Origin of the sequence: Streptococcus mitis, assembly GCF_047464965.1 — a bacterium.
Taxonomy (GTDB): Bacteria; Bacillota; Bacilli; order Lactobacillales; family Streptococcaceae; genus Streptococcus; species Streptococcus mitis_DU.
Genome location: NZ_JASHAT010000008.1, coordinates 26,173 through 46,723 on the forward strand (window position 1 = coordinate 26,173; position 20,551 = coordinate 46,723).

Consider the following 20,551-nt stretch of genomic DNA (forward strand, 5'->3'; position numbering starts at 1 on the left):
TTTATTGGTATTTTTCTGTTAAAGACTGCCAAATCTCTTCTGTCGGCATTTCCTTTCCTGTCCACAGTTGAAAAGCTTCTGCAGCTTGATAGAGCAACATTCCCAGACCATTGATCGCTGGATTTCCCTGACTTCTGGCCCATTTCAAAAATGGGGTTTCAAAAGGCTTGTAAATGATATCTGCTACTAAAAGAGTTTCTGATAGGACAATGTTTTCAGGAACTGGAGATGATTGACCATCCATTCCTACACTTGTCGCATTGACCAGTAAATCCGACCCAGCAATCCTTGCTTGCAGTTCGGGAACATCTTCTAAAGCATACAAGTCCACTTTAAAACCTGTCTGCTCTTGTAACTTGTCTAGATAAGGTCTTGTTTTTTCCATGGAAACTGAACGAACAAAGACTGAAATCTGACTGACGCCATCCAAAATAGCCTGCGCCAAGATAGACTTGGCCGCACCACCTGCACCCAGCAGTGTCATTTTCTTACCTGTAATTGTAAAAGAAGGCAAGCTCTTAAAAAATCCCTTGCCATCTGTATTATATCCAATTAAATTGCCATTATGATTGACAACCGTATTGACCGCACCAATCAAGCGCGCTTCGTCACTCAGCTCATCCAAATATGGAATCACTTGCTCCTTATAGGGCATGGACAAGTTGATACCAAACATCTGATAGCGACGAATATTAGCCACTGTTTCTGCTAAGTCAGCCGCTTCAATCTCCCAAGCTACGTAAGCACCATTGGTAGCTGTCGCCTCAAAGGACCTATTGTGGATAAAGGGGGAAATCGAATGCTTAATAGGATTGGCAACAACTGCAGCTAAACGTGTATAGCCATCAAGCTTCATCCAAAATCTCCCGAATTTTTTTCATGTTAGCTAGGGAAATCTGACCTGGGGCACTTGCCTCATCTAGACTAGCAAAGGACCAGCTAGAACCTGTCACATCCGCAGTGATACGAGAGACCTTACCCACCTTGCCCATAGAAATAGTTACATACTCCTGCTCAGGATTGAGGGTTTTAAAGCCTCGTGTATAGTTCATCAAGTCTAGCACATCCTGCTCCGTGTGAGCCATAGCCGCAACCTTAACAAGTTTTGGATTTAAGCTCGTCAACTCTGACAAGATTTCCATCATATTTTCAGGTGTTTCTTGGAAATTGTGGTAACTCAAAACGAGATTTGGGAAGTCCAGCATTTCCTCAAAAACATCCTTGTAGCTGTAGTACTCAAAATCAATATAATCTGGTTGATAGAGTTGCGCCACTTCCTTGATTAGATGGATATATTCTTCTGGAGAAAGGTCGATTTCTCCCCCTTCAGAGCGAGTTCGCAATGTGAAAACCAACTCACGGCCTGCGAATTTTTCAAAAATCGCTGGAGCTACCTGCAAAATCGCTTCTTTAGGTAGATAGTCGGCACGCCATTCAATGATGTCGGCATCCAGGTACCTCGTGGCATCCAGAGCCTGGGCCTCCTCTAAACTTCTTGGCATTACTGAAACGATTAATTTCATTTACTAACCTTCATACTAATCACCTTGAGGTAATTACTACTTTCATCTTTTTTATTATAGGCGAAATCTGCTGGAAGACCGTATTTGTTTAAAATCTGGTAACTTCTTCCTGCAAAGCCTTTATCAATTTGTTCTGTAAATTTCTGACGGGAAACATTGGCAGCATTGGTACTGGCAATGATAATCCCTTCCGGATTTAAAATCTCAAGACTCTGGGATATCAACTTGTGATAATCCTTAGCCACAGAAAATGTTTGTTTTTTATTCCGAGCAAAGCTAGGCGGATCTAGGACAATCACATCATAGGTCAAGCCTTTTCGCTTGGCATACTTGAAATACTCAAAGACATCCATGACTATAAAACGATGGTCGTCTGTGCTGATTGCATTTGCCTGAAAATGCGCTTGAGACAATTCTCGTGAACGTTTAGCTAGGTCAACCGAAGTAGTCTGGCTTGCTCCTCCCATGGCCGCAGCTACTGAAAAGGCTGCTGTGTAGGAAAACATATTGAGCAAGGATTTACCCATAGCCAACCCATCCACTAGACTACCACGAACCTCGTGCTGATCTAGGAAAATCCCTGTCATCAAGCCATCATTCATAAAGACTTGATACAGAACACCATTTTCCAGAACAGTGAAAAAGTCAGGTGCTTCTTGGCCATAAACATGGGCAGATTCATAGTCCAAACCCTTAAAACGGATCTTCTCATAGGTCCCTAAAACCTCAGGAAAAACCTGTCTAAAGGCTTCTGAGATGGTCTGACGAATCTGATAAACATAAGAGTTATACCAAGAAAAAACAGCATAGTCGCCATAAAGGTCCACTGTCAGACCGCCAAAGCCATCTCCCTCTTGGTTGAAGAGACGAAAGGCAGTTGTCAATTCGTCTTGATAGTAGGCACTTCTCTTTTCTTTAGCTTGTCTAAACAGTGCTTCAAAGAAAGCTTGATTGAAGGTCACCTTATCTGTGCTCACAAACCAGCCCAAGCCCTTGTTTTGCTGAGAAAGGTAGGCAGTACCAAGAAAGTTTCCATCTTGACTATGAACTTCTACTTCCTGATCCTTGAGATGAACATCTGCAAGGTCGCTAGCTTCTAGTAAAACAAGCCCCTTGGAAAGCTTTTTTTCAACCCGTTTGTTGACTCTTATTCTATTCATAGTCACTATTATAGCAAATTTTGTGACAATTCTCAAAAAAGAAACTACCCTTGCTTTTTTACTCTAGTTTTAAAAAATGGTATACTAATACTAATAAAAACTTAGGAAGTAATTGTGTGAGAATCAATTTTAACAAAATCCAAAAAGCCATGGGTACCAGACTGGGTTTTGTCCTAACCCTTTTAATCCTCTATTGGCTCAAAACCTTATTAGCCTATACCGTTGACTTCAATTTAGATATTCAAGTGGGCAAGCTGCAAGGGAATTACCTTGCCTTTATCGCTTTTTTCAATCCCCTTCCCTTGGGATTGCTCCTGCTGGCTCTAGCCCTCTATGCTCGCTCAACCAAGGCCTTTTACAGTCTTAGTATAGCTATTTACAGCCTTTTATTCATTTGGCTCTATTCCAATGTCTTTTACTATCGAGAATTTAGCGACTTTATCACGGCTAATACCATGAAGGTGGTCAGCAAGGTGTCTGTTGGTACTGCGGAACTAGAGTTACTGCGCTTTTGGGATTTCATCTATTTTATGGATTTCCCATTGCTGACTTATCTTCTCTATAAAAAGATCATCCAGCTAGATAGGAGACCTTTCAAATTCCGCTCCAGTGTTGCCATCACTGCTCTCTCGGCCCTGCTCTTTTCAGCTAACCTTTTCTTGGCTGAAATTGAGCGTCCCGATCTCCTGTCGCGAGGATTTTCTAATTATTATATTGTTCGTGCCCTTAGTTTGCCAGCCTTTTTAGGTTATAGCGCCAACCAATCCTACAGTGCAAACAAGGAACGTGCCAAGGCCTCTGAGACTGATCTTCAACCTATTACAGATTATATTCAAGAACATTCTGCTAAGCCCAATCCAGACTATTTTGGCTTGGCCAAAGGAAAAAATGTGATTTATCTCCACTTGGAGAGCTTCCAGCAATTTCTTCTTGACTATAAACTCAACATAGATGGAACTGAGCATGAAGTCACTCCCTTCCTTAATTCACTCTACCATTCGCAAGCAACCCTAGCCTTTTCGAATATCTTTAACCAAGTCAAGGCTGGTAAAACCTCAGATGCAGAAACCATGCTAGAGACCGGTTTGTTTGGACTTGACCAAGGTTCCTTTATGGTCAACTATGGAGGTACCAATACCCAGCAGGCAGCGCCTTTTATCCTATCAAAAAACGGCTACCAATCAAGTGCCGTCTTTCACGGTAATATCGGGACCTTCTGGAACCGAAATACAACCTACAAGCAATGGGGCTACCAATACTTCTTTGATGCTTCCTATTTTACTAAGCAAGACAGTAGCAACTCTTTCCAATATGGTTTAAATGATAAAATCATGATGAAAGATTCTATCCAATATCTAGAGCACTTGCAGCAGCCTTTTTATGCCAAGTATATCACGGTGTCCAATCACTATCCCTATGCTAGCAATCTAACAGGCGATGAGCTTGGTTTCCCACTGGCTAAGACCAAAGATGAAACCATCAATGGCTACTTTCAAACAGCCAACTATCTGGATAGTGCTATCAAGGCCTTCTTTGACTATCTCAAAGAAAGTGGCCTCTATGAAAAATCCATCATCGTCATCTACGGAGACCATTATGGAATTTCTAACTCCCGCAATCCTGACCTGGCATCCTTGATTGGCAAGACTTCTGAGAACTGGTCGAATTACGACAATGCCATGTTGCAACGAGTGCCTTTTATGGTAGTCATGCCTGGTTATGAAAAAGGACAAATCATCAATACCTACGGTGGACAAATCGATATCTTACCGACTCTCGAACACCTCCTTGGTATTGAGTCCAATTCCTTCCTTCAAGTCGGCCAAGACCTCCTATCACCAGACCACCAAGAAATCGTTGCCTTTCGGACTGCCAATTCCTTCGTCACACCTAAATACACCAGTTACGACGGACGAATCTACTATACTGAGAGCGGTCTTGAAATCAGCAATCTTGATGAACAAGCTCAGACTGAACTGGAAAGCGTTCGGCAAGCAGCTAGTCAACAACTGAAAATCAGCGACCAGATTCAAACTGGCGATTTAATACGTTTCTACCAAGCAGATCATCTTGGAAAAGTTGATACAGAAAGTATTTCTTACCTCAATTCTTTACCAATTCTGCAAAAGATTGAACAGGAAAAAGGAAGTCAGTCAACTAGCCTCTTTAGCCAACGACAAGGTAAAACCAGTACTGACCTTTTCAAGGCCCCAAGTTACCAAGAACTCCACCCAGAGTCGGCAGAAACCGAATCAAAATCACAATAAAAAATGCTCTTCCATCGTGGAGGAGCATTTCTTTTTATAAAATAAAATTCAACGAAAATCAATGAAGAAACTAGCCTCAAATTTACTATGATATTGTAGATAGATAGGCTGTATCAGTAATATGTGTCTGTCAAATTTAGTGACAAAGATAATAGAATAAAGTTGAGAAGTCATAGAGAGAAGATAAATCAGCTTCAGTAGATATCTGGAAAATTTGATTTTATAGAAAAGCCTTTTGTTACAAACTCAATATACTATCAATAAATAATATTATAGAAGCAACAATAATTAAAATTTCACCTATCTGCATAATTCTATTTCGAACTCTAAATATATGTTCTATCAAAAACACTTGGATCACACACATTATAGGAATTAACGTTTTTGAAATTGAAAAATATCCAAATAAATAAACTATAAACAACAATAATAGAACTATATTACATTTCTTATTCAAAACATTCCTCCCTATATTTTTAATTACCAATCTTAATCATTTACAACTACATTCTAACAAACTATAAAAGCGTTTGTCGAATTGAATTTATCAAGCAAACGACCAACTAGCTCATCTTTTTTCTATTTCTGTCAATATACGTGACAGGTAGTAATGATAGCCAAAAATAGCAAGAGCTAGCAAGAGGATAAGAACTCCTACTCCCAAGCTGATGGCAAGGACAGGGGCGAGAGACTGAACCAAGAATAAGCTCCCTATTACAAGGGCCATTAAGATTGCACTATAAACCAAAATCAAAACAATTGCTACTATACGATTTGAACGGTTCACCAAGTCCGTAATGTTACTCCAATTGGTTGACAAATTTTTAACGTCCTTAAAGTAATGGTAGCAAGAAAGGATGACACTGGCAAGGACCCATGTCGCAAGAAGGTAAATCATCGAAAGGATGGGCAAGCCTAGATATAGAGAAAGACCAAGTAACGTCAGAATTGGTAAAAAGGACTGGACAGCAAATATAATCCAAAATTTCACTTTCACATAACGAGCAAAGTCAAAGGGTAAACTCTTAAGAAAATCAACATTTTCCCTCTCCAAGGACAAGGCAATTGAATGCAGGCTGGTGATATTGTTATTGACAACTGCTATAAAGAGAGCTATAAAAAACAAGGGTAACCAGTATGGAGGATGAATGTCTGGGACTAACTGAGAATCTCGGATTTTGGAAATCAGACCAATCATCATGAGATAAGGAAGGAAAGCACTTGTAAAAAGCACTGTAACCACGCCAGTTCCCTGTCCCAAGAGGGTGAGGTGGTAGCGTAAAACCATGCGGAAAAATCCCTTTTTAGTAGTTGAAATTTTCTCCTTACTGCGACGTTCTTTCTTGACTTTCTCCTCACTGTTAAGCAGAATCACGTCATAAAAACGAGGAAAAACCTTCTTTTTGCTCAAGTAAAGCAAGAAGAGAGTTAGTCCTATCCAAGCGAGCAGACCCAGGATGGCTTCTGTCGAAAAAGGCTCCACTGCTATTTTGTAAAAGAGATGAATAGGATAAAGGAGAAATGGAATGTCTCTAACTTTGTCAACAATACGTCCAGAAGTCGACTGTAGAAAGAAGACAAATATTAAAGGTATGAGAACTCCTATCCCAATCATCACATTCGAAAAAATAGACTGATACTTTCTGAAGACCCTAGTCTGAGCCAAGAAATGTACTGCCACTACCATCACTAAAGTAACAGAGACAAATAATAAGATCAAGGACAGTAGCATCAAAGGCAAGCCTAGCCAAAGAGAAGGTGCTAGCCTAATATAGAGGACTAGAAAATAAGCTAGGATTGGTACAATTCCAGGCAGAGCTGGCAAGAGGACAGACAGTCCTTTAGCGATTATAATCTCTGATTCTTTAAAGGCATAGGGCCTATAGGAGACCAGATCCTTACTCTCATAAAAGACATTGTAAAAAGCTGTTAAAGAAGTTGAAAAGGCAATCACTAGTAAAATAGCAACCATGCTACTAAAAAAACTTGGCATTTCCTCAAAAGGAAAACGAAAGGCTATATTTATAAACATGAAAAGCATCAAGAGACTAGAAAAAATGTAAGAACTTAGGACTCTAGCGGAAACATTTACTTTTTTCCCAGGATTCTTAGCCTGCTTCTTTCGTAGATTAGCCAGATTAGCTTCTTGAGATGAATAGAGGATATTGATATCAACTAATTTTTTAATGACCTTGAGACGCATCTGAAACCTCCTCTTTTCTACCAGCAAGGCTAAGGTAGATACTTTCCAAAGACTGGTCTGGGTGGTCTTTTCTCAAGTCCTCTACCTTACCACAATAAATCAAATGCCCCTTTTTCAAAATGGCAATCCGATCACAGACTTGCTCAGCTACCTCTAGGACATGAGTTGAAAACAAGACTGTCTTGCCTTTTTGTGCATGTTCCTTCATCATTTGCTTCAAATCAAAGGCAGCCTGGGGATCCAAACCAGTCAAGGGTTCGTCCAAAACCCAAATATCGGGATCGGATAAGAGTGCTCCGATGACAAAGACTTTCTGACGCATTCCGTGAGAAAGAGTTTCAATAACCTGATAACGATTTTCAGCAAAATCAAAAACACTCAATAGCCTAGCTAGACTAGCCTCCAAGTCAGAGCTAGTTAGCTCATAGGATGAGGCAATCAATTCCCAAAATTCATTGGCCGTTAAGCGTAAAAATAAGTCAGGCGAGTCTGCTACGTAGCCAATCTTTCGTTTAATAGCCAAGCGATTTTCAGATAACTCCTGACCGTCTACCAAAATACGACCACTGCTGGGTGAAATAATACTGACTAAGGATTTTATGGTGGTCGATTTCCCAGCACCATTATGGCCAATCAAGCCCATAATCTCTCCATTTTCAATCTGCAGATTGAGATTGCTCAAGGCCTCTTTATCACCATACAACTTACTAACATTTTGAAATTCAATCATGAGAAATCTCCTCTCTTTATCTATGTAATTTACTATAATTATAGCGCTTTCATTTTAAAAATCAACATTTTATATAAAATAGTCAAAAACTTATTATTCAGTTTTACGCAAACGTTTGAGCTAAGCAATACTTTATGATAGAATAAAGAACAAGATTGACAAGTAAGAGGAAACATCATGCAAAATCAAACACTCATGCAATACTTTGAATGGTATCTGCCCCACGACGGTCAGCACTGGACGCATCTGGCTGAAGATGCTCAACACCTAGCTGATCTCGGTATCAGCCATGTCTGGATGCCACCAGCTTTCAAGGCTACCAATGAAAAAGATGTAGGTTATGGGGTCTATGACTTATTTGACCTAGGAGAGTTTAACCAAAAAGGAACTGTCCGCACCAAATATGGTTTTAAAGAAGACTATCTTCAAGCTATTCAAGCCCTAAAAGCGCAGGGAATTCAACCTATGGCCGATGTGGTGCTCAACCACAAGGCTGCGGCCGATCACATGGAAGCCTTTCAGGTTATCGAAGTGGATCCTGTAGACCGTACAGTTGAACTTGGAGAACCCTTCACCATCAATGGCTGGACTAGCTTTACCTTCGATGGTCGCCAAGATACCTATAATGACTTCCACTGGCACTGGTACCACTTCACCGGTACAGACTATGATGCCAAACGCCGCAAGTCTGGCATTTATCTGATTCAAGGAGACAACAAGGGGTGGGCAAATGAGGAATTGGTCGATAATGAAAACGGTAACTATGACTACCTCATGTATGCCGACCTAGACTTTAAACATCCTGAAGTTATCCAAAATATCTATGACTGGGCTGACTGGTTCATGGAAACGACTGGTGTAGCTGGTTTCCGCTTGGATGCCGTTAAACACATTGACTCTTTCTTCATGAGCAATTTTATCCGTGATATGAAGGAAAAATACGGTGAAGATTTCTATGTTTTTGGTGAATTTTGGAATCCTGACAAGGAAGCCAATCTAGACTATCTTGAAAAAACGGAAGAACGATTCGACCTTGTTGATGTTCGTCTCCACCAGAATCTCTTTGAAGCCAGTCAAGCTGGCGCAAACTATGACCTTCGTGGTATTTTCACAGATAGCTTGGTTGAACTCAAACCTTACAAGGCTGTAACCTTTGTCGACAACCACGATACCCAACGTGGTCAGGCTCTTGAGTCTACTGTTGAAGAATGGTTCAAACCAGCAGCCTATGCCCTCATTCTATTACGCCAAGACGGCCTTCCATGTGTCTTTTACGGAGACTACTATGGGATTTCAGGGCAGTATGCTCAACAAGATTTCAAAGAAGTCCTTGACCGCCTCCTAACCATCCGAAAAGATTTGGCATATGGAGAACAAAATGACTACTTTGATGATCCTAACTGTATCGGTTGGGTACGTTCAGGTGCTGAAAATCAATCCCCAATCGCAGTCCTTATCTCAAATGACCAAGAAAACAGCAAGTCAATGTTTGTCGGCCAAGAATGGGCTAACCAAACCTTTGTAGATTTACTTGAAAACTACCAAGGTCAAGTTACAATTGATGAGGAAGGTTATGGACAATTCCCAGTCTCAGCTGCTTCGGTAAGTGTCTGGGTAGCCAATACAATCTAATAGTTCATAATAATCAAGCCAGGTCCAAACGGATTTGGCTTTTTTGTAGTCAAAAAGACCTACCCACCAAATGGATAGATCTTTTTACTCAATGAAAATCAAAGAGCAAACTAGGAAGCTAGTCGCAGGTTGCTAAAAACACAGTTTTGAGGTTGTAGATAAGACTGACGAAGTCAGTTACCTATACCTACGGCAAGGCGAAGCTGACATTGTTTGAAATTGATTTTCGAAGAGTATTACTTGATTACAATTTACCTGCTACTGCATCCAACAATTCTTGGATCTTAGCTTGGTTGCTTCCTCCTGCCATGGCCATGTCTGGTTTACCACCACCACGTCCATCGACGATTGGTGCCAATTCTTTGACAAGGTTTCCTGCATGAAGGTCTTTTGTCTTACTTGCTACAAGGACATTGACCTTGTCACCGATAGCAGCAACTAGGACAAGAAGATCAGAGTAGTCTTTTTGTTTCCAGTTATCCGCAAAAGTACGAAGGGCACCAGCGTCAGATACAGATACTTGACTAGCAATGTAACGGTGACCGTTGACTTCCTTCACATCCTTGAAGATGTCGCCTGCAGCTGCAGCTGCGGCCTTTTCTTTCAATTCAGCATTTTCTTTTTGCAATTGACGAAGTTGTTCTTGAAGTCCTTCTACCTTGTGAGGTACTTCCTTGACTTGAGGTGCTTTCAATGTTGCTGCGACTGCTTTAAGAGCATCTTCTTGTTCACGGTAGGCTTCAAAGGCTTCCTTACCAGTCACTGCCAAGATACGGCGAGTTCCTGATCCAATCCCTTCTTCTTTGACAATCTTGAAAAGACCAATTTCAGAAGTGTTGCCAACGTGGGTACCACCACAAAGCTCGATAGAGTAGTCACCTATAGTAACAACACGGACTTCTTTGCCGTATTTCTCACCAAAGAGGGCCATAGCTCCCATTTCTTTAGCAGTGTCAATATCTGTTTCAACTGTCTTCACTTCAAGAGCTTCCCAGATTTTCTCGTTGACTTGCTGTTCAATCGCACGCAATTCTTCAGCAGTCACTGCTTGGAAGTGGGTAAAGTCAAATCTAAGGAATTCAACTTCATTAAGAGATCCTGCTTGTGTCGCGTGGTTTCCAAGGATATTGTGAAGGGCAGCGTGAAGCAAGTGAGTCGCTGTGTGGTTTTTCATGACACGGTGACGACGATTAGTATCAATTGTCAAGGTATATTCTTGGTTCAAGGCAAGTGGTGCATGGACTTCAACTGTATGAAGAGCTTGTCCGTTTGGTGCTTTTTGAACATTTATCACAGTAGCCACGACCTTACCTGACTCATCCAAGATTTGTCCGTGGTCAGCGACCTGTCCACCCATTTCAGCATAGAATGGCGTTTCCGCAAAGATAAGAGAGGCAGTTCCTTCTGATACAGATTCTACTTCTGCATTGTCAGCCACTATAGCCACCAATTTAGAAGACAATTGGCTAGCATTGTAGTTGAAGACACTTTCTACAGTGATGTTTTGAAGGGTTTCATTTTGCATACCCATTGAGCCACCTTTAACAGCTGAAGCACGCGCGCGTTCTTGCTGTTCTTTCATGGCTGCTTCAAAGCCTTCACGGTCCACAGTCATACCAGCTTCTTCAGCAATTTCTTCTGTCAATTCAACTGGGAATCCATAAGTGTCGTAAAGTTTGAATACATCTTGACCAGCAATGACAGATTGACCTTTTTCTTTCAAGTCTGCTACAATGCCTTGGGCAAAGTGTTGACCTGAGTGAAGAGTACGCGCAAATGATTCTTCTTCGCTCTTAACGATTTTTTCGATAAAGTCACGTTTTTCAAGCACTTCTGGGTAGTAGCTTTCCATGATTTTTCCAACAGTTGGAACGAGTTTGTAAAGGAAAGGCTCATTGATACCCAATTTTTGACCATGCATAGAAGCACGACGGAGCAAACGACGAAGGACATAACCGCGGCCTTCATTTCCTGGAAGGGCACCATCACCAATAGCAAATGAAAGAGAACGGATGTGGTCAGCGATGACCTTGAAGCTCATGTTATCGCCATCTTGGTCATAAACCTTACCAGACAATTTCTCCACTTCACGAATGATTGGCATGAAGAGGTCTGTTTCAAAGTTAGTCTTAGCACCTTGGATAACCGCCACCAAACGCTCCAAACCAGCGCCCGTATCAATGTTCTTATGTGGCAATTCCTTGTACTCGCTACGAGGAACAGCAGGATCCGCGTTAAATTGTGACAAAACGATGTTCCAGATTTCGATGTAACGGTCATTTTCAATATCTTCTGCAAGCAGGCGAATACCGATATTTTCTGGGTCAAATGCTTCTCCACGGTCAAAGAAGATTTCTGTATCTGGTCCAGAAGGTCCCGCACCGATTTCCCAAAAGTTGTCCTCGATTGGAATCAAGTGACTTGGATCCACTCCCACTTCAATCCAGCGGTTGTATGAATCTTTATCATCTGGATAGTAGGTCATGTAAAGTTTCTCAGCTGGGAAGTCAAACCATTCTGGGCTGGTCAAAAGCTCATAAGCCCAAGTGATGGCTTCGTCACGGAAGTAATCTCCGATTGAGAAGTTCCCCAACATTTCAAACATGGTATGGTGACGCGCAGTCTTCCCTACGTTTTCGATGTCGTTGGTACGGATAGCCTTTTGGGCATTGGTAATACGTGGATTTTCAGGGATAATGGTCCCGTCAAAGTATTTCTTAAGGGTTGCTACCCCAGAGTTGATCCACAAAAGAGTTGGATCATTTACAGGAACCAAGCTCACTGATGGTTCTACAGAGTGACCTTTGGTCGCCCAGAAATCAAGCCACATTTGGCGTACTTGTGCACTAGATAGTTGTTTCATATTGTCTCCTTATTTACTTCTTTAATGTGATTGGCTTTCCAGCATTTCCACATAGTCAATGGCGACACAGAGGGAAATGACTAGGTCTGCATAAGCGTCTTCAAGAACCGTTACAGTGTAGGTAGAAGTCAGATGGAAGAGTTCCTTCTTAATTTCCGCAATCAGCTGATCGCGATCATCCAGCAATTTGAAATCCAAATCCCAGATATTGCCCTCAATACGAAGACCTAGATTATCAAACTCATACTTATCTCGCCAAAAGGTCAACTTCTTACGAATGACAAAACTCGATCCGTCCTGAAGCTGAATCTCAAAACGAGGAAGTAGGGTCCAAATCTCTTTACTAATCTCACTGACTTGGTTACCAAATGCATCATAGATAGTAAAGGTTTTGGGAATTTTAAAAAATGATCCCTCTACCTGATAGGCGATTTCTCCCCTGTCATCCTTGATAGCAAAGCGCTCGCCTCCAAGACGAAACTTTTATTTGACAAGAAATGTTTTCATCAACACCTCCAAAAAATCAAAAGACAAGTTCATATCACGAAGGGCGAAAAACCGCGGTACCACCTTCATTCAATGAACTTGTCATTCTCTTATTCTTATGCAATTGTATGATTGAGTAGCATGACTTCCTAGCTTAGATGGCTCGCAGCACCGCCATTTCTCTGGACTAAGACAACTGAAAATCAATTCTCAACTTTCTTATTATATCGTTTTTTTAAGTCTGCGTCAACTGGAAATGATCTCCATTGAATCAGACCAATTCCCTGTATCTTTGATTACTCTTTCAGGCGAACAAAATTAGCCAATATAATTGTTGATATTAAACAAATCCAAAATAACATATCACTCTCTCGCTTTAATATTATCTAGACTGTCAATTGCATATCTACATTCTTTAAGATAAAGCAAACTAATAACAAAATCTAAATGTAAAATCATTCATTAATCAATTCCTCAATTTCCTTTATCCCTTCAAATTCTCCAACACTTTCGAAAAGTTCTATAGCTTGTTTGAAATGTGTGTTGGATAACTCCGTATCTTCCAAGGCTGAATAGATTTCACCTAATCCTCTATAGCTACAAGCTTGAGAAATTACATCATCAGTCTCTAAAGATTGTTCCAATGACAGATTCATGAATGTAAGAGCCTCATCAAGATTGTTTAATTTAAATCTCACATAGCCCTGTTCGTAGTTATTCACAGCTTTCTTTAGATTATCATTTGGAAAATGCTCTTCAACTATCTTCTCTTCATCTTCAATAAGTTTTAAAGCCTTATGAAAATACCCCTGATCTCTGTAAATCATAGCTAATTGATGTAAGCCAATGTGTTCATTGTCTTTATCTTCATTTTGTTGCGCCAATAAAATGTATTTCTCAAAGATATGGGTACATGAAACATAGTCTTTTTCTGCTAACAATAAATATCCCATCAAATTTAAAAGACTAAAATTCGTACAGGTATCAATGGAAAAATCTTGTTCAACTAACTTTTTAGCTTCTGATATTTTTCCTTCCAGAAACAAGTTCCAAGCTGTATCAATTTTAGAGTCCATCTATTTCCCCCCTTCAACTACAAACAACCTTCATAAAATAGAATCACTCAACAAGAATATATTATTCTCTATCTATTGAGGATTAATCTTATAAACCATTAATCTGCATTAAAATAATCATAAACCTCTTTAAAGAGAGTCGGCAATATTCCTTGCTCTTCTTTGTCTAAATTATATTCAGAAACTAGCTCATCCATATAGTCAAATACAGTGAAATGTTTTTTTATTCCATTCATAACAAGCGCAAATTTCAAATCATTAAGTTCAGTTTTATTAAACTCTTTTAACTTCTTCATATCAATTCTAGTGATTGGATGAGAAATACCATCTAGAGTACTATAAATCGTTTTTCCTAGTAAATAATCTGTCGTGATATCAAATAATTTTGCTAATTTGACAACGGCGTCTAAATTAGGCTCTAAAGTTCCATTCTCCTAACGAGAATAAGTACCTTGTTATCCACCAATCATTTCAGAAATTTGTACCTGAGTTAACTTCTTGATCTTTCTCAGTTTCTTAAGACGATCTCCAAAAGAATCATTATTAAACATTGTATCCTCTTAAATATTCTAAACAGTATAAAACGGAATTATTCCATAAGGAATATTTATTTGAATATTAAAGATTCTATTGAGAATATTATAGCATAAAAGGAGGTAAAAACGTATGTAGCTAGTAGTCAATTTAAAAAATTTTAATGAAGGAGATAGAATTCAACAAATAAAAAAATCTTGAAACAAATGCGCCGTTATTTCACTTATCACTATTTTTATACTCAATTTTCATATTACTAAACACAGCAACTATCATAGAAAAACATACAGTTACAAAAATTGCCTTTTACATAAAAAAACGAACCAGCTTGACTGATTCGTTTTCGGACATTCTACTCCTACTTACGATACATTTTAAATTGTAGGAAGAGGTCGCTGTATTTGCCTGTCCATTTATGGTTAAATTTCTCGTAAACTTCTAGGTGTTTCATGGTTTCAGCATCTGGATAGAAGGCCTTGTCTTCTTTTTTCTCCTCTGGGAGCAGTTCCTTAGCTGGTAGGTTTGGTGTTGAATAACCGACATACTCTGCATTTTTAAGAGCATTTTCGGGTTGCAACATAAAGTTGATAAAGGCATAGGCGGCATCTTGGTTTTTAACTGTTTTGGGAATGACCATATTGTCAAACCAAAGGTTGCTGGCCTCAGTCGGAACCACATAGCGTAGATTTTCATTTTTTTCTAACATTTGGCTAGCTTCACCAGAGAAGGTCACACCGATTGCAGCATTATTCTGAATCATGTAACCCTTCATCTCGTCCGCCACAATAGCCTTGATATTTGGAGTCAACTTGTAGAGCTTGTCCACTGTCTCTTCCAACTGCTGGCTATTCTTGGAGTTGAGGCTGTAGCCGAGGGAATTGAGTCCCAGTCCCAGCACCTCACGCGCCCCATCAAAGAGCATGATAGAGTTCTTATACTCTGGCTTCCAAAGGTCATCCCAATGCTCAGGCGCTTCATCTACCATAGTTTCATTGTAGACAATTCCCAAAGTTCCCCAGAAGTAAGGGATGGAGAATTTATTGCCTGGGTCAAAGGACTGGTTGAGGAACTCTGGTCCGATATTTTCAAGACCTTCAAGTTTTGAATAATCAAGTGGTACCAAGAGGTCTTCGTCCTTCATCTTGTTGATCATGTATTCACTAGGGATGGCAATATCGTAGGTCGTTCCACCCTGCTTGATCTTGGTATACATGGCTTCGTTGGAATCAAAGGTCTCATACTGGACTTGGATGCCTGTTTCTTCTGTGAATTGCTCCAATAGTTCTGGATCGATATAGTCACCCCAGTTGTAGATGACCAGTTTTTGACTATCTCGGCTATTGATTTTACTATCTAAATGAGTCGCAATTCCCCACAAGACTAGGATAATCGCAGCAATTCCTGCTAAAAATGAATAGAGTTTTTTCATGCTTGCTCCTCCTTCTCACGTGAGATAAAGTAATAGCCAACAACTAGGATAATACTAAAGAGAAAGACAAGGGCAGACAGGGCATTGATTTCTAGCGAAATCCCCTTGCGAGCACGAGAGTAAATCTCGACTGATAGGGTTGAAAAGCCATTTCCCGTTACAAAGAAGGTCACAGCAAAGTCATCTAGCGAATAGGTGAAGGCCATGAAATAACCTGCAATGATAGACGGAGTCAGATAAGGAAGCATAATTTCCTTGAACATCTGAAATTGACTGGCACCAAGGTCATAGGCCGCATGAATCATATCGCCGTTCATTTCCTTGAGACGAGGTAAGACCATCAAGACCACGATAGGAATGGAGAAGGCCACGTGACTAGATAGAACAGTCAAAAATCCAAGTGAAAACTTGAGTTGGGTAAAGAGAATCAAGAAGCTGGCACCAATCATAACGTCAGGCGCAACCATGAGGATATTATTGAGTGATAGAAAGGCTTCTTGGTATTTCTTACGAGACTGGTAGATGTAAATAGCACCGAAAGTCCCGATAATGGTCGCTATCAATGCTGACAGAAAGGCCAAGAAAAAGGTCTGGGTCACAATTAACATAAGGCGACCATCGCTAAACATGGTTTTAAAATGACTCAAACTAAAGCCTGTAAAGCTATTCATGTCGTTGCCTGCATTAAAGGCGTAGCCAATCAGGTAAAAAATCGGCAGGTAGAGGACAAGAAAGACTAGTCCCAGATAAAGATTGGCAATTTTTTTCATCGTTCTCTCCTTTCCTTGGTCACCCACATGGTGATGAACATGGTCAGGATGAGAATCACACCGATGGTAGAACCCATACCGTAGTTGTCATTTGTCAGGAAGTTCTGCTCAATGGCTGTCCCCAAGGTGATAACGCGGTTCCCACCAATCAAACGGGTCAGCATGAAGAGACTCAAGCTTGGAATAAAGACCGACTGAACTCCACTTCGCACGCCGTTCATCGATAGAGGGAAGATGACATGGCGGAAGGTCTCCCACTTGGTCGCACCCAGATCGTAGCTGGCATTGATGAGGTTATTATCCATATCGTCCAAGACATTGAAAATGGGCAAAAGCATAAAGGGAAGCTCGATGTAGCTTGCGACAAAAATAAAGGAGAAATCAGTAAAGAGCAACTGTTGCGAACCGATTCCGATAAATTCCAAAAATTGGTTAATAGAGCCATTTTGACCAAAAATTCCGATAAAGGCATAGGCCTTGAGGAGCAAATTGATCCAAGTTGGCAGGATAATCAGCATGAGCCAGAGTTGACGGTGCTTGAGACGGGTCAAAAAGAGGGCTGTTGGATAGCTGATAAGCAAGGTCACAAAGGTCACAATTCCTGCATATAGTACAGAGTTGAAACTCATTTTTAGGTAGGTCAAGTTTTGTGACGCAAAGTAAGATTTATAGTTTTCTAAACTAAACTGGCCTTCAATGTTGAAAAAGGATTGACCGAAAATCAGGACCAAGGGTGCCAACACAAAGAGGGCAATCCAGAGCATGTAGGGCACTACAAAGAGTTTAGAGCTTGTTTTCTTCATCTCTTTCCTCCTCGATTGCATTGATCAGACCTGCTTCTTGCTCTTCGATTTCCACGTATTCTTCGATACGGGCATCGAACTCTTCTTCGGTTTCGTTGAGACGCATGATGTGGATGTCTTCTGGTTCAAAGTCCAGACCGATTTCCTCACCCACGATGGCCTTACGAGTTGAGTGGATCATCCATTCATTTCCGAGTTCGTCATAGGCGATGATTTCATAGTGAACCCCACGAAAGAGCTGGGTATCAACCTTAACTTGGAGTTTGCCTTCTTCAGGAAGGGTAATGCGTAAGTCCTCTGGACGAATCACGACTTCGACTGGTTCATTGGGCTTCATCCCTCCATCGACCGCTTCAAAGCGTTTGCCGTTAAACTCAACCAAGTAGTCCTCAATCATGGTACCTGGCAAGATGTTTGACTCACCAATAAAGGTGGCAACAAAGTGGTTGATTGGCTCGTCGTAGATGTCCACAGGCGTTCCAGACTGGACAATCTCGCCATCATTCATAACGAAAATCCAGTCACTCATGGCAAGGGCTTCTTCCTGATCGTGAGTGACAAAGACAAAGGTAATGCCCAATCGTTGTTGTAGTTCACGGAGTTCGTACTGCATGTCTGTTCGCAATTTCAAGTCCAGCGCTGACAAGGGCTCATCCAACAAAACCACACGAGGTTGATTGATGATGGCGCGGGCAATGGCCACACGCTGACGTTGTCCTCCAGAAAGTTTACGAATAGAACGTTTTTCGTACCCTTCCAACTGAACCATCTTGAGAACTTCCGCTACGCGTTGCTCGATTTCTTTCTTGTCAATCTTGCGCAAGCGTAGTGGAAAGGCAACATTTTCAAACACATTCATATGTGGAAACAAGGCATAGGATTGGAAGACCGTATGGACGTCTCGCTTGTTGGTTGGAATGTCATTGATTCGGACACCGTCCAATAAAATATCTCCTGTCGTCGCATCCAGTAAACCTGCAATGATGTTTAGGATGGTTGATTTCCCTGAACCAGATGCGCCTAGAAGAGTATAGAACTTCCCTTCTTCCAACTCAAAGTTGATATCTTTGAGAACCTTGGTGTTGCTGTCTTCAAAAACTTTTGAGACGTTTTTGAATTCAATAATTGGTTTTTTCAATTGTCATTTATTCCTTCTTTTTCATAGATTAACAGATCAGGGCTCTGTCAGGCCGCTACTACCTCGTGTAGGAGATTGAACTGCCTACATTCTTCTGCACTGACGATAGGCTTTCACCCCCTTTCCATGACATAGCAGCAGCTTTTTAGCTAAAGCTTCCTACTTGCTTTCACCTAAAATACGGACTTCTCTCTCAAGAGTAACGCCAGAGTGTTCCTTGACTTTTTCAATCACAGACTCAATCAAGTCTTCGTAGTCTTTGGCCGTTCCATCAGCAACATTAATCATAAATCCTGCGTGTTTTTCTGAGACTTCTACTCCACCGATACGATAGCCTTTCAAGCCAGCTTCTGAAATTAATTGACCTGCAAAATGACCAACAGGACGCTTAAAGACCGAACCACAAGATGGGTATTCCAAAGGTTGCTTGAGTTCACGTAGATGCGTCAAACGATCCATTTCTTGCTTGATAACCTGATGGCTTCCTGGAGCAAGGGCAAATTTAGCTGACAAGACAACTGCACCAGACTCTTGAATGGCTGAGTGGCGGTAACCAAAAGCCAAATCCTTGACAGACAGGGTCTCTATTTCTCCATCCTTGGTCAAGACCTTACAAGACTGCAAGATGTGGGCAATCTCGCCACCATAGGCACCCGCATTCATAAAGACAGCACCACCGACGCTCCCTGGAATACCACAAGCAAACTCAAAGCCAGTCAAGCTATGGCGAAGGGCAATGCGAGTTGTTTCAATCAAGTTAGCACCAGCTTCAGCTTCGATGGTATAGCCATCAACGGAAACATTATTGAGCTTGTCACACAAGATGACAAATCCACGAATCCCACCATCACGAACGATGATGTTGCTAGCATTTCCAAGGACCATCCAAGGAATACTTTCTTGATTGGCAAATTTGACAACGCGAGCCAACTCAAAACGATTTCGTGGAAAGACCAAATAATCGGCCTCTCCACCTACTTTTGTATAACTATAGCTATGCAAGGGTTCCTTGAAACGGATATCAATCCCTTCTAAGATTTCAAGCATTTTTTCTTTTACTGACATGACACTCTTCCTTTTACAAAATTCATTCCATTATACCATTTTTAAGACCATTTGACGACCCTAAAAAAATCTTGGGCTTATTTTAAACAAAAAAAGAGGTTTCCCCTCTTTTTATGATTTTTTGCAAAAGATAGCCTTTGTTCCATAGGCAACCAGAACAAGTTCAAGTGCTAGGACAACTTCAACCAAGACTGGATTGGTCAACCAGCCAACTTGGGCAAGAGATGGTGCTAGGTCAAAGAAGGCATGTAGTCCATAGGCCGCTAGGAGATAAATCCATTTCTTCTGGCGAACAGCTTGGTAAACCCAAACAGTCAAGAGTAATTGGAAACCTAGGGCCAAGATTCGCTCAAAACCAAGCAAATAAATCTGCCAGACTGATAGCGACTGAATAGTTTTCAACATATTTTCAGACAGCAATTGCATAACCTGTGGATTTTGCGTTTGAACTGCTGAGAGAACGATGTAGAGATTAATCAAACTAGTAAGACCTAGGAAAATCAACTCCAAGCCACCATGCCCCAATCCATAAGCCAAAGCATCTGCCTTTTCCAAACTTCTCTTTTTCTCCAACCATTTGAAGAAAATAAGACGAGCAGTTTCCTCAAAAAATGCTGCCATGGCTAGGCCATAGATGATATAGACAAGCGGATGGTCTTGCATGAGGGCAATACTACCGTCTTTTTGAGGATGTAAAACCAAAATATGCACCAGTTTTTCTAAAATCTGTGAAGAGACAAAGAAAGCAACAGCCCCCAAGCCCAAGACAGCTAGATTGATCTGGTGTTTCTTTTTGGCATACCAAATGCTCCCTATCAAGAAAGCCAGCAACAGCACCATGGTAATGATAATATGAATGGTCATTTTCTTCT

The 20,551-nt window shown here is 40.9% G+C and carries 17 protein-coding genes; 2 read left to right on the top strand and 15 right to left on the bottom strand.

Features of this window, described 5'->3' with window-relative positions:
• Window position 1: 1 nt before the first annotated feature.
• From QM408_RS06385 to QM408_RS06395, 3 genes are read right to left on the bottom strand one after another with little or no spacing between them, the layout of a single operon-like run.
• Entirely contained in the window at window positions 2–856 is an 855-nt protein-coding gene (locus QM408_RS06385) for a shikimate dehydrogenase (RefSeq protein ID WP_218494121.1), read from the bottom strand.
• On the bottom strand, window positions 846–1,523 hold the full coding sequence (gene aroD / locus QM408_RS06390; protein ID WP_173233364.1) for a type I 3-dehydroquinate dehydratase: 678 nt from the start codon (window positions 1,521–1,523) through the stop codon (window positions 846–848). Before aroD ends, QM408_RS06385 begins: the two co-directional genes overlap by 11 nt.
• Entirely contained in the window at window positions 1,520–2,683 is a 1,164-nt protein-coding gene (locus tag QM408_RS06395) for a class I SAM-dependent rRNA methyltransferase (RefSeq protein WP_203213367.1), read from the bottom strand. Before QM408_RS06395 ends, aroD begins: the two co-directional genes overlap by 4 nt.
• A 149-nt stretch (window positions 2,684–2,832) precedes the next feature.
• Here QM408_RS06395 and QM408_RS06400 point away from each other — a divergent pair, with 149 nt between their 5' ends.
• Window positions 2,833–4,950 carry an LTA synthase family protein gene (locus QM408_RS06400; RefSeq protein ID WP_414374033.1) on the top strand — a complete coding sequence of 706 codons (2,118 nt, stop codon included), beginning with the start codon at window positions 2,833–2,835 and terminating at the stop codon, window positions 4,948–4,950.
• A gap of 568 nt (window positions 4,951–5,518) precedes the next feature.
• On the opposite strand, the gene QM408_RS06405 is transcribed toward QM408_RS06400, so the two are convergent.
• Both QM408_RS06405 and QM408_RS06410 read right to left on the bottom strand, forming a co-directional pair.
• Complete coding sequence (locus QM408_RS06405) at window positions 5,519–7,153, bottom strand: hypothetical protein (RefSeq protein ID WP_414373978.1); 1,635 nt, start codon at window positions 7,151–7,153, stop codon at window positions 5,519–5,521.
• Window positions 7,134–7,883: an ABC transporter ATP-binding protein gene (locus QM408_RS06410; RefSeq protein ID WP_153219360.1), complete on the bottom strand. Its 750-nt coding sequence runs from the start codon at window positions 7,881–7,883 to the stop codon at window positions 7,134–7,136. The genes QM408_RS06405 and QM408_RS06410 overlap by 20 nt, the downstream gene beginning before the upstream one ends.
• Window positions 7,884–8,060: 177 nt before the next feature.
• Here QM408_RS06410 and QM408_RS06415 point away from each other — a divergent pair, with 177 nt between their 5' ends.
• A complete protein-coding gene (locus QM408_RS06415; protein ID WP_247932885.1) occupies window positions 8,061–9,515 on the top strand; it encodes an alpha-amylase in 1,455 nt (484 codons plus the stop codon).
• Between the two features lie 244 nt (window positions 9,516–9,759).
• Here the strand turns inward: QM408_RS06415 and alaS are convergent, their stop codons facing one another.
• The 10 genes from alaS to QM408_RS06465 all read right to left on the bottom strand — a co-directional run bounded on the left by alaS (window position 9,760) and on the right by QM408_RS06465 (window position 20,543).
• On the bottom strand, window positions 9,760–12,378 hold the full coding sequence (alaS, locus tag QM408_RS06420) for an alanine--tRNA ligase (RefSeq protein ID WP_414373980.1): 2,619 nt from the start codon (window positions 12,376–12,378) through the stop codon (window positions 9,760–9,762).
• Window positions 12,379–12,399: 21 nt separating this feature from the next.
• Complete coding sequence (locus QM408_RS06425; protein WP_414374035.1) at window positions 12,400–12,831, bottom strand: LURP-one-related/scramblase family protein; 432 nt, start codon at window positions 12,829–12,831, stop codon at window positions 12,400–12,402.
• A 488-nt stretch (window positions 12,832–13,319) separates the two neighbouring features.
• A complete protein-coding gene (locus tag QM408_RS06430; protein WP_261082682.1) occupies window positions 13,320–13,940 on the bottom strand; it encodes a tetratricopeptide repeat protein in 621 nt (206 codons plus the stop codon).
• A gap of 98 nt (window positions 13,941–14,038) precedes the next feature.
• The gene (locus tag QM408_RS09285; RefSeq protein WP_253275431.1) at window positions 14,039–14,236 is read right to left on the bottom strand and encodes a hypothetical protein; all 198 of its coding nucleotides are present in this window, start codon (window positions 14,234–14,236) and stop codon (window positions 14,039–14,041) included.
• Between the two features lie 596 nt (window positions 14,237–14,832).
• Complete coding sequence (locus QM408_RS06440; protein ID WP_414373983.1) at window positions 14,833–15,903, bottom strand: ABC transporter substrate-binding protein; 1,071 nt, start codon at window positions 15,901–15,903, stop codon at window positions 14,833–14,835.
• A complete protein-coding gene (locus QM408_RS06445) occupies window positions 15,900–16,673 on the bottom strand; it encodes an ABC transporter permease (protein ID WP_414373985.1) in 774 nt (257 codons plus the stop codon). The genes QM408_RS06440 and QM408_RS06445 overlap by 4 nt, the downstream gene beginning before the upstream one ends.
• Entirely contained in the window at window positions 16,670–17,476 is an 807-nt protein-coding gene (locus QM408_RS06450; protein WP_414373987.1) for an ABC transporter permease, read from the bottom strand. Before QM408_RS06450 ends, QM408_RS06445 begins: the two co-directional genes overlap by 4 nt.
• On the bottom strand, window positions 17,457–18,614 hold the full coding sequence (locus QM408_RS06455) for an ABC transporter ATP-binding protein (protein WP_000742900.1): 1,158 nt from the start codon (window positions 18,612–18,614) through the stop codon (window positions 17,457–17,459). Before QM408_RS06455 ends, QM408_RS06450 begins: the two co-directional genes overlap by 20 nt.
• A gap of 159 nt (window positions 18,615–18,773) precedes the next feature.
• Entirely contained in the window at window positions 18,774–19,679 is a 906-nt protein-coding gene (gene murB, locus QM408_RS06460) for a UDP-N-acetylmuramate dehydrogenase (protein ID WP_261073662.1), read from the bottom strand.
• 111 nt (window positions 19,680–19,790) lie between these two features.
• Window positions 19,791–20,543, bottom strand: coding sequence for a YhfC family intramembrane metalloprotease (locus QM408_RS06465; RefSeq protein WP_414373989.1), 753 nt, complete (start codon window positions 20,541–20,543; stop codon window positions 19,791–19,793).
• Between the last annotated feature and the right edge of the window lie 8 nt (window positions 20,544–20,551).

Coding starts and splice junctions, on each gene's coding strand:
- QM408_RS06385 (WP_218494121.1), bottom strand. CDS start 856: ATGAAGCTTGATGGCTATACACGTTTAGCTGCAGTTGTTGCCAATCCT.
- aroD (WP_173233364.1), bottom strand. CDS start 1,523: ATGAAATTAATCGTTTCAGTAATGCCAAGAAGTTTAGAGGAGGCCCAG.
- QM408_RS06395 (WP_203213367.1), bottom strand. CDS start 2,683: ATGAATAGAATAAGAGTCAACAAACGGGTTGAAAAAAAGCTTTCCAAG.
- QM408_RS06400 (WP_414374033.1), top strand. CDS start 2,833: ATGGGTACCAGACTGGGTTTTGTCCTAACCCTTTTAATCCTCTATTGG.
- QM408_RS06405 (WP_414373978.1), bottom strand. CDS start 7,153: ATGCGTCTCAAGGTCATTAAAAAATTAGTTGATATCAATATCCTCTAT.
- QM408_RS06410 (WP_153219360.1), bottom strand. CDS start 7,883: ATGATTGAATTTCAAAATGTTAGTAAGTTGTATGGTGATAAAGAGGCC.
- QM408_RS06415 (WP_247932885.1), top strand. CDS start 8,061: ATGCAAAATCAAACACTCATGCAATACTTTGAATGGTATCTGCCCCAC.
- alaS (WP_414373980.1), bottom strand. CDS start 12,378: ATGAAACAACTATCTAGTGCACAAGTACGCCAAATGTGGCTTGATTTC.
- QM408_RS06430 (WP_261082682.1), bottom strand. CDS start 13,940: ATGGACTCTAAAATTGATACAGCTTGGAACTTGTTTCTGGAAGGAAAA.
- QM408_RS09285 (WP_253275431.1), bottom strand. CDS start 14,236: ATGAAGAAGTTAAAAGAGTTTAATAAAACTGAACTTAATGATTTGAAA.
- QM408_RS06440 (WP_414373983.1), bottom strand. CDS start 15,903: ATGAAAAAACTCTATTCATTTTTAGCAGGAATTGCTGCGATTATCCTA.
- QM408_RS06445 (WP_414373985.1), bottom strand. CDS start 16,673: ATGAAAAAAATTGCCAATCTTTATCTGGGACTAGTCTTTCTTGTCCTC.
- QM408_RS06450 (WP_414373987.1), bottom strand. CDS start 17,476: ATGAAGAAAACAAGCTCTAAACTCTTTGTAGTGCCCTACATGCTCTGG.
- murB (WP_261073662.1), bottom strand. CDS start 19,679: ATGTCAGTAAAAGAAAAAATGCTTGAAATCTTAGAAGGGATTGATATC.
- QM408_RS06465 (WP_414373989.1), bottom strand. CDS start 20,543: ATGACCATTCATATTATCATTACCATGGTGCTGTTGCTGGCTTTCTTG.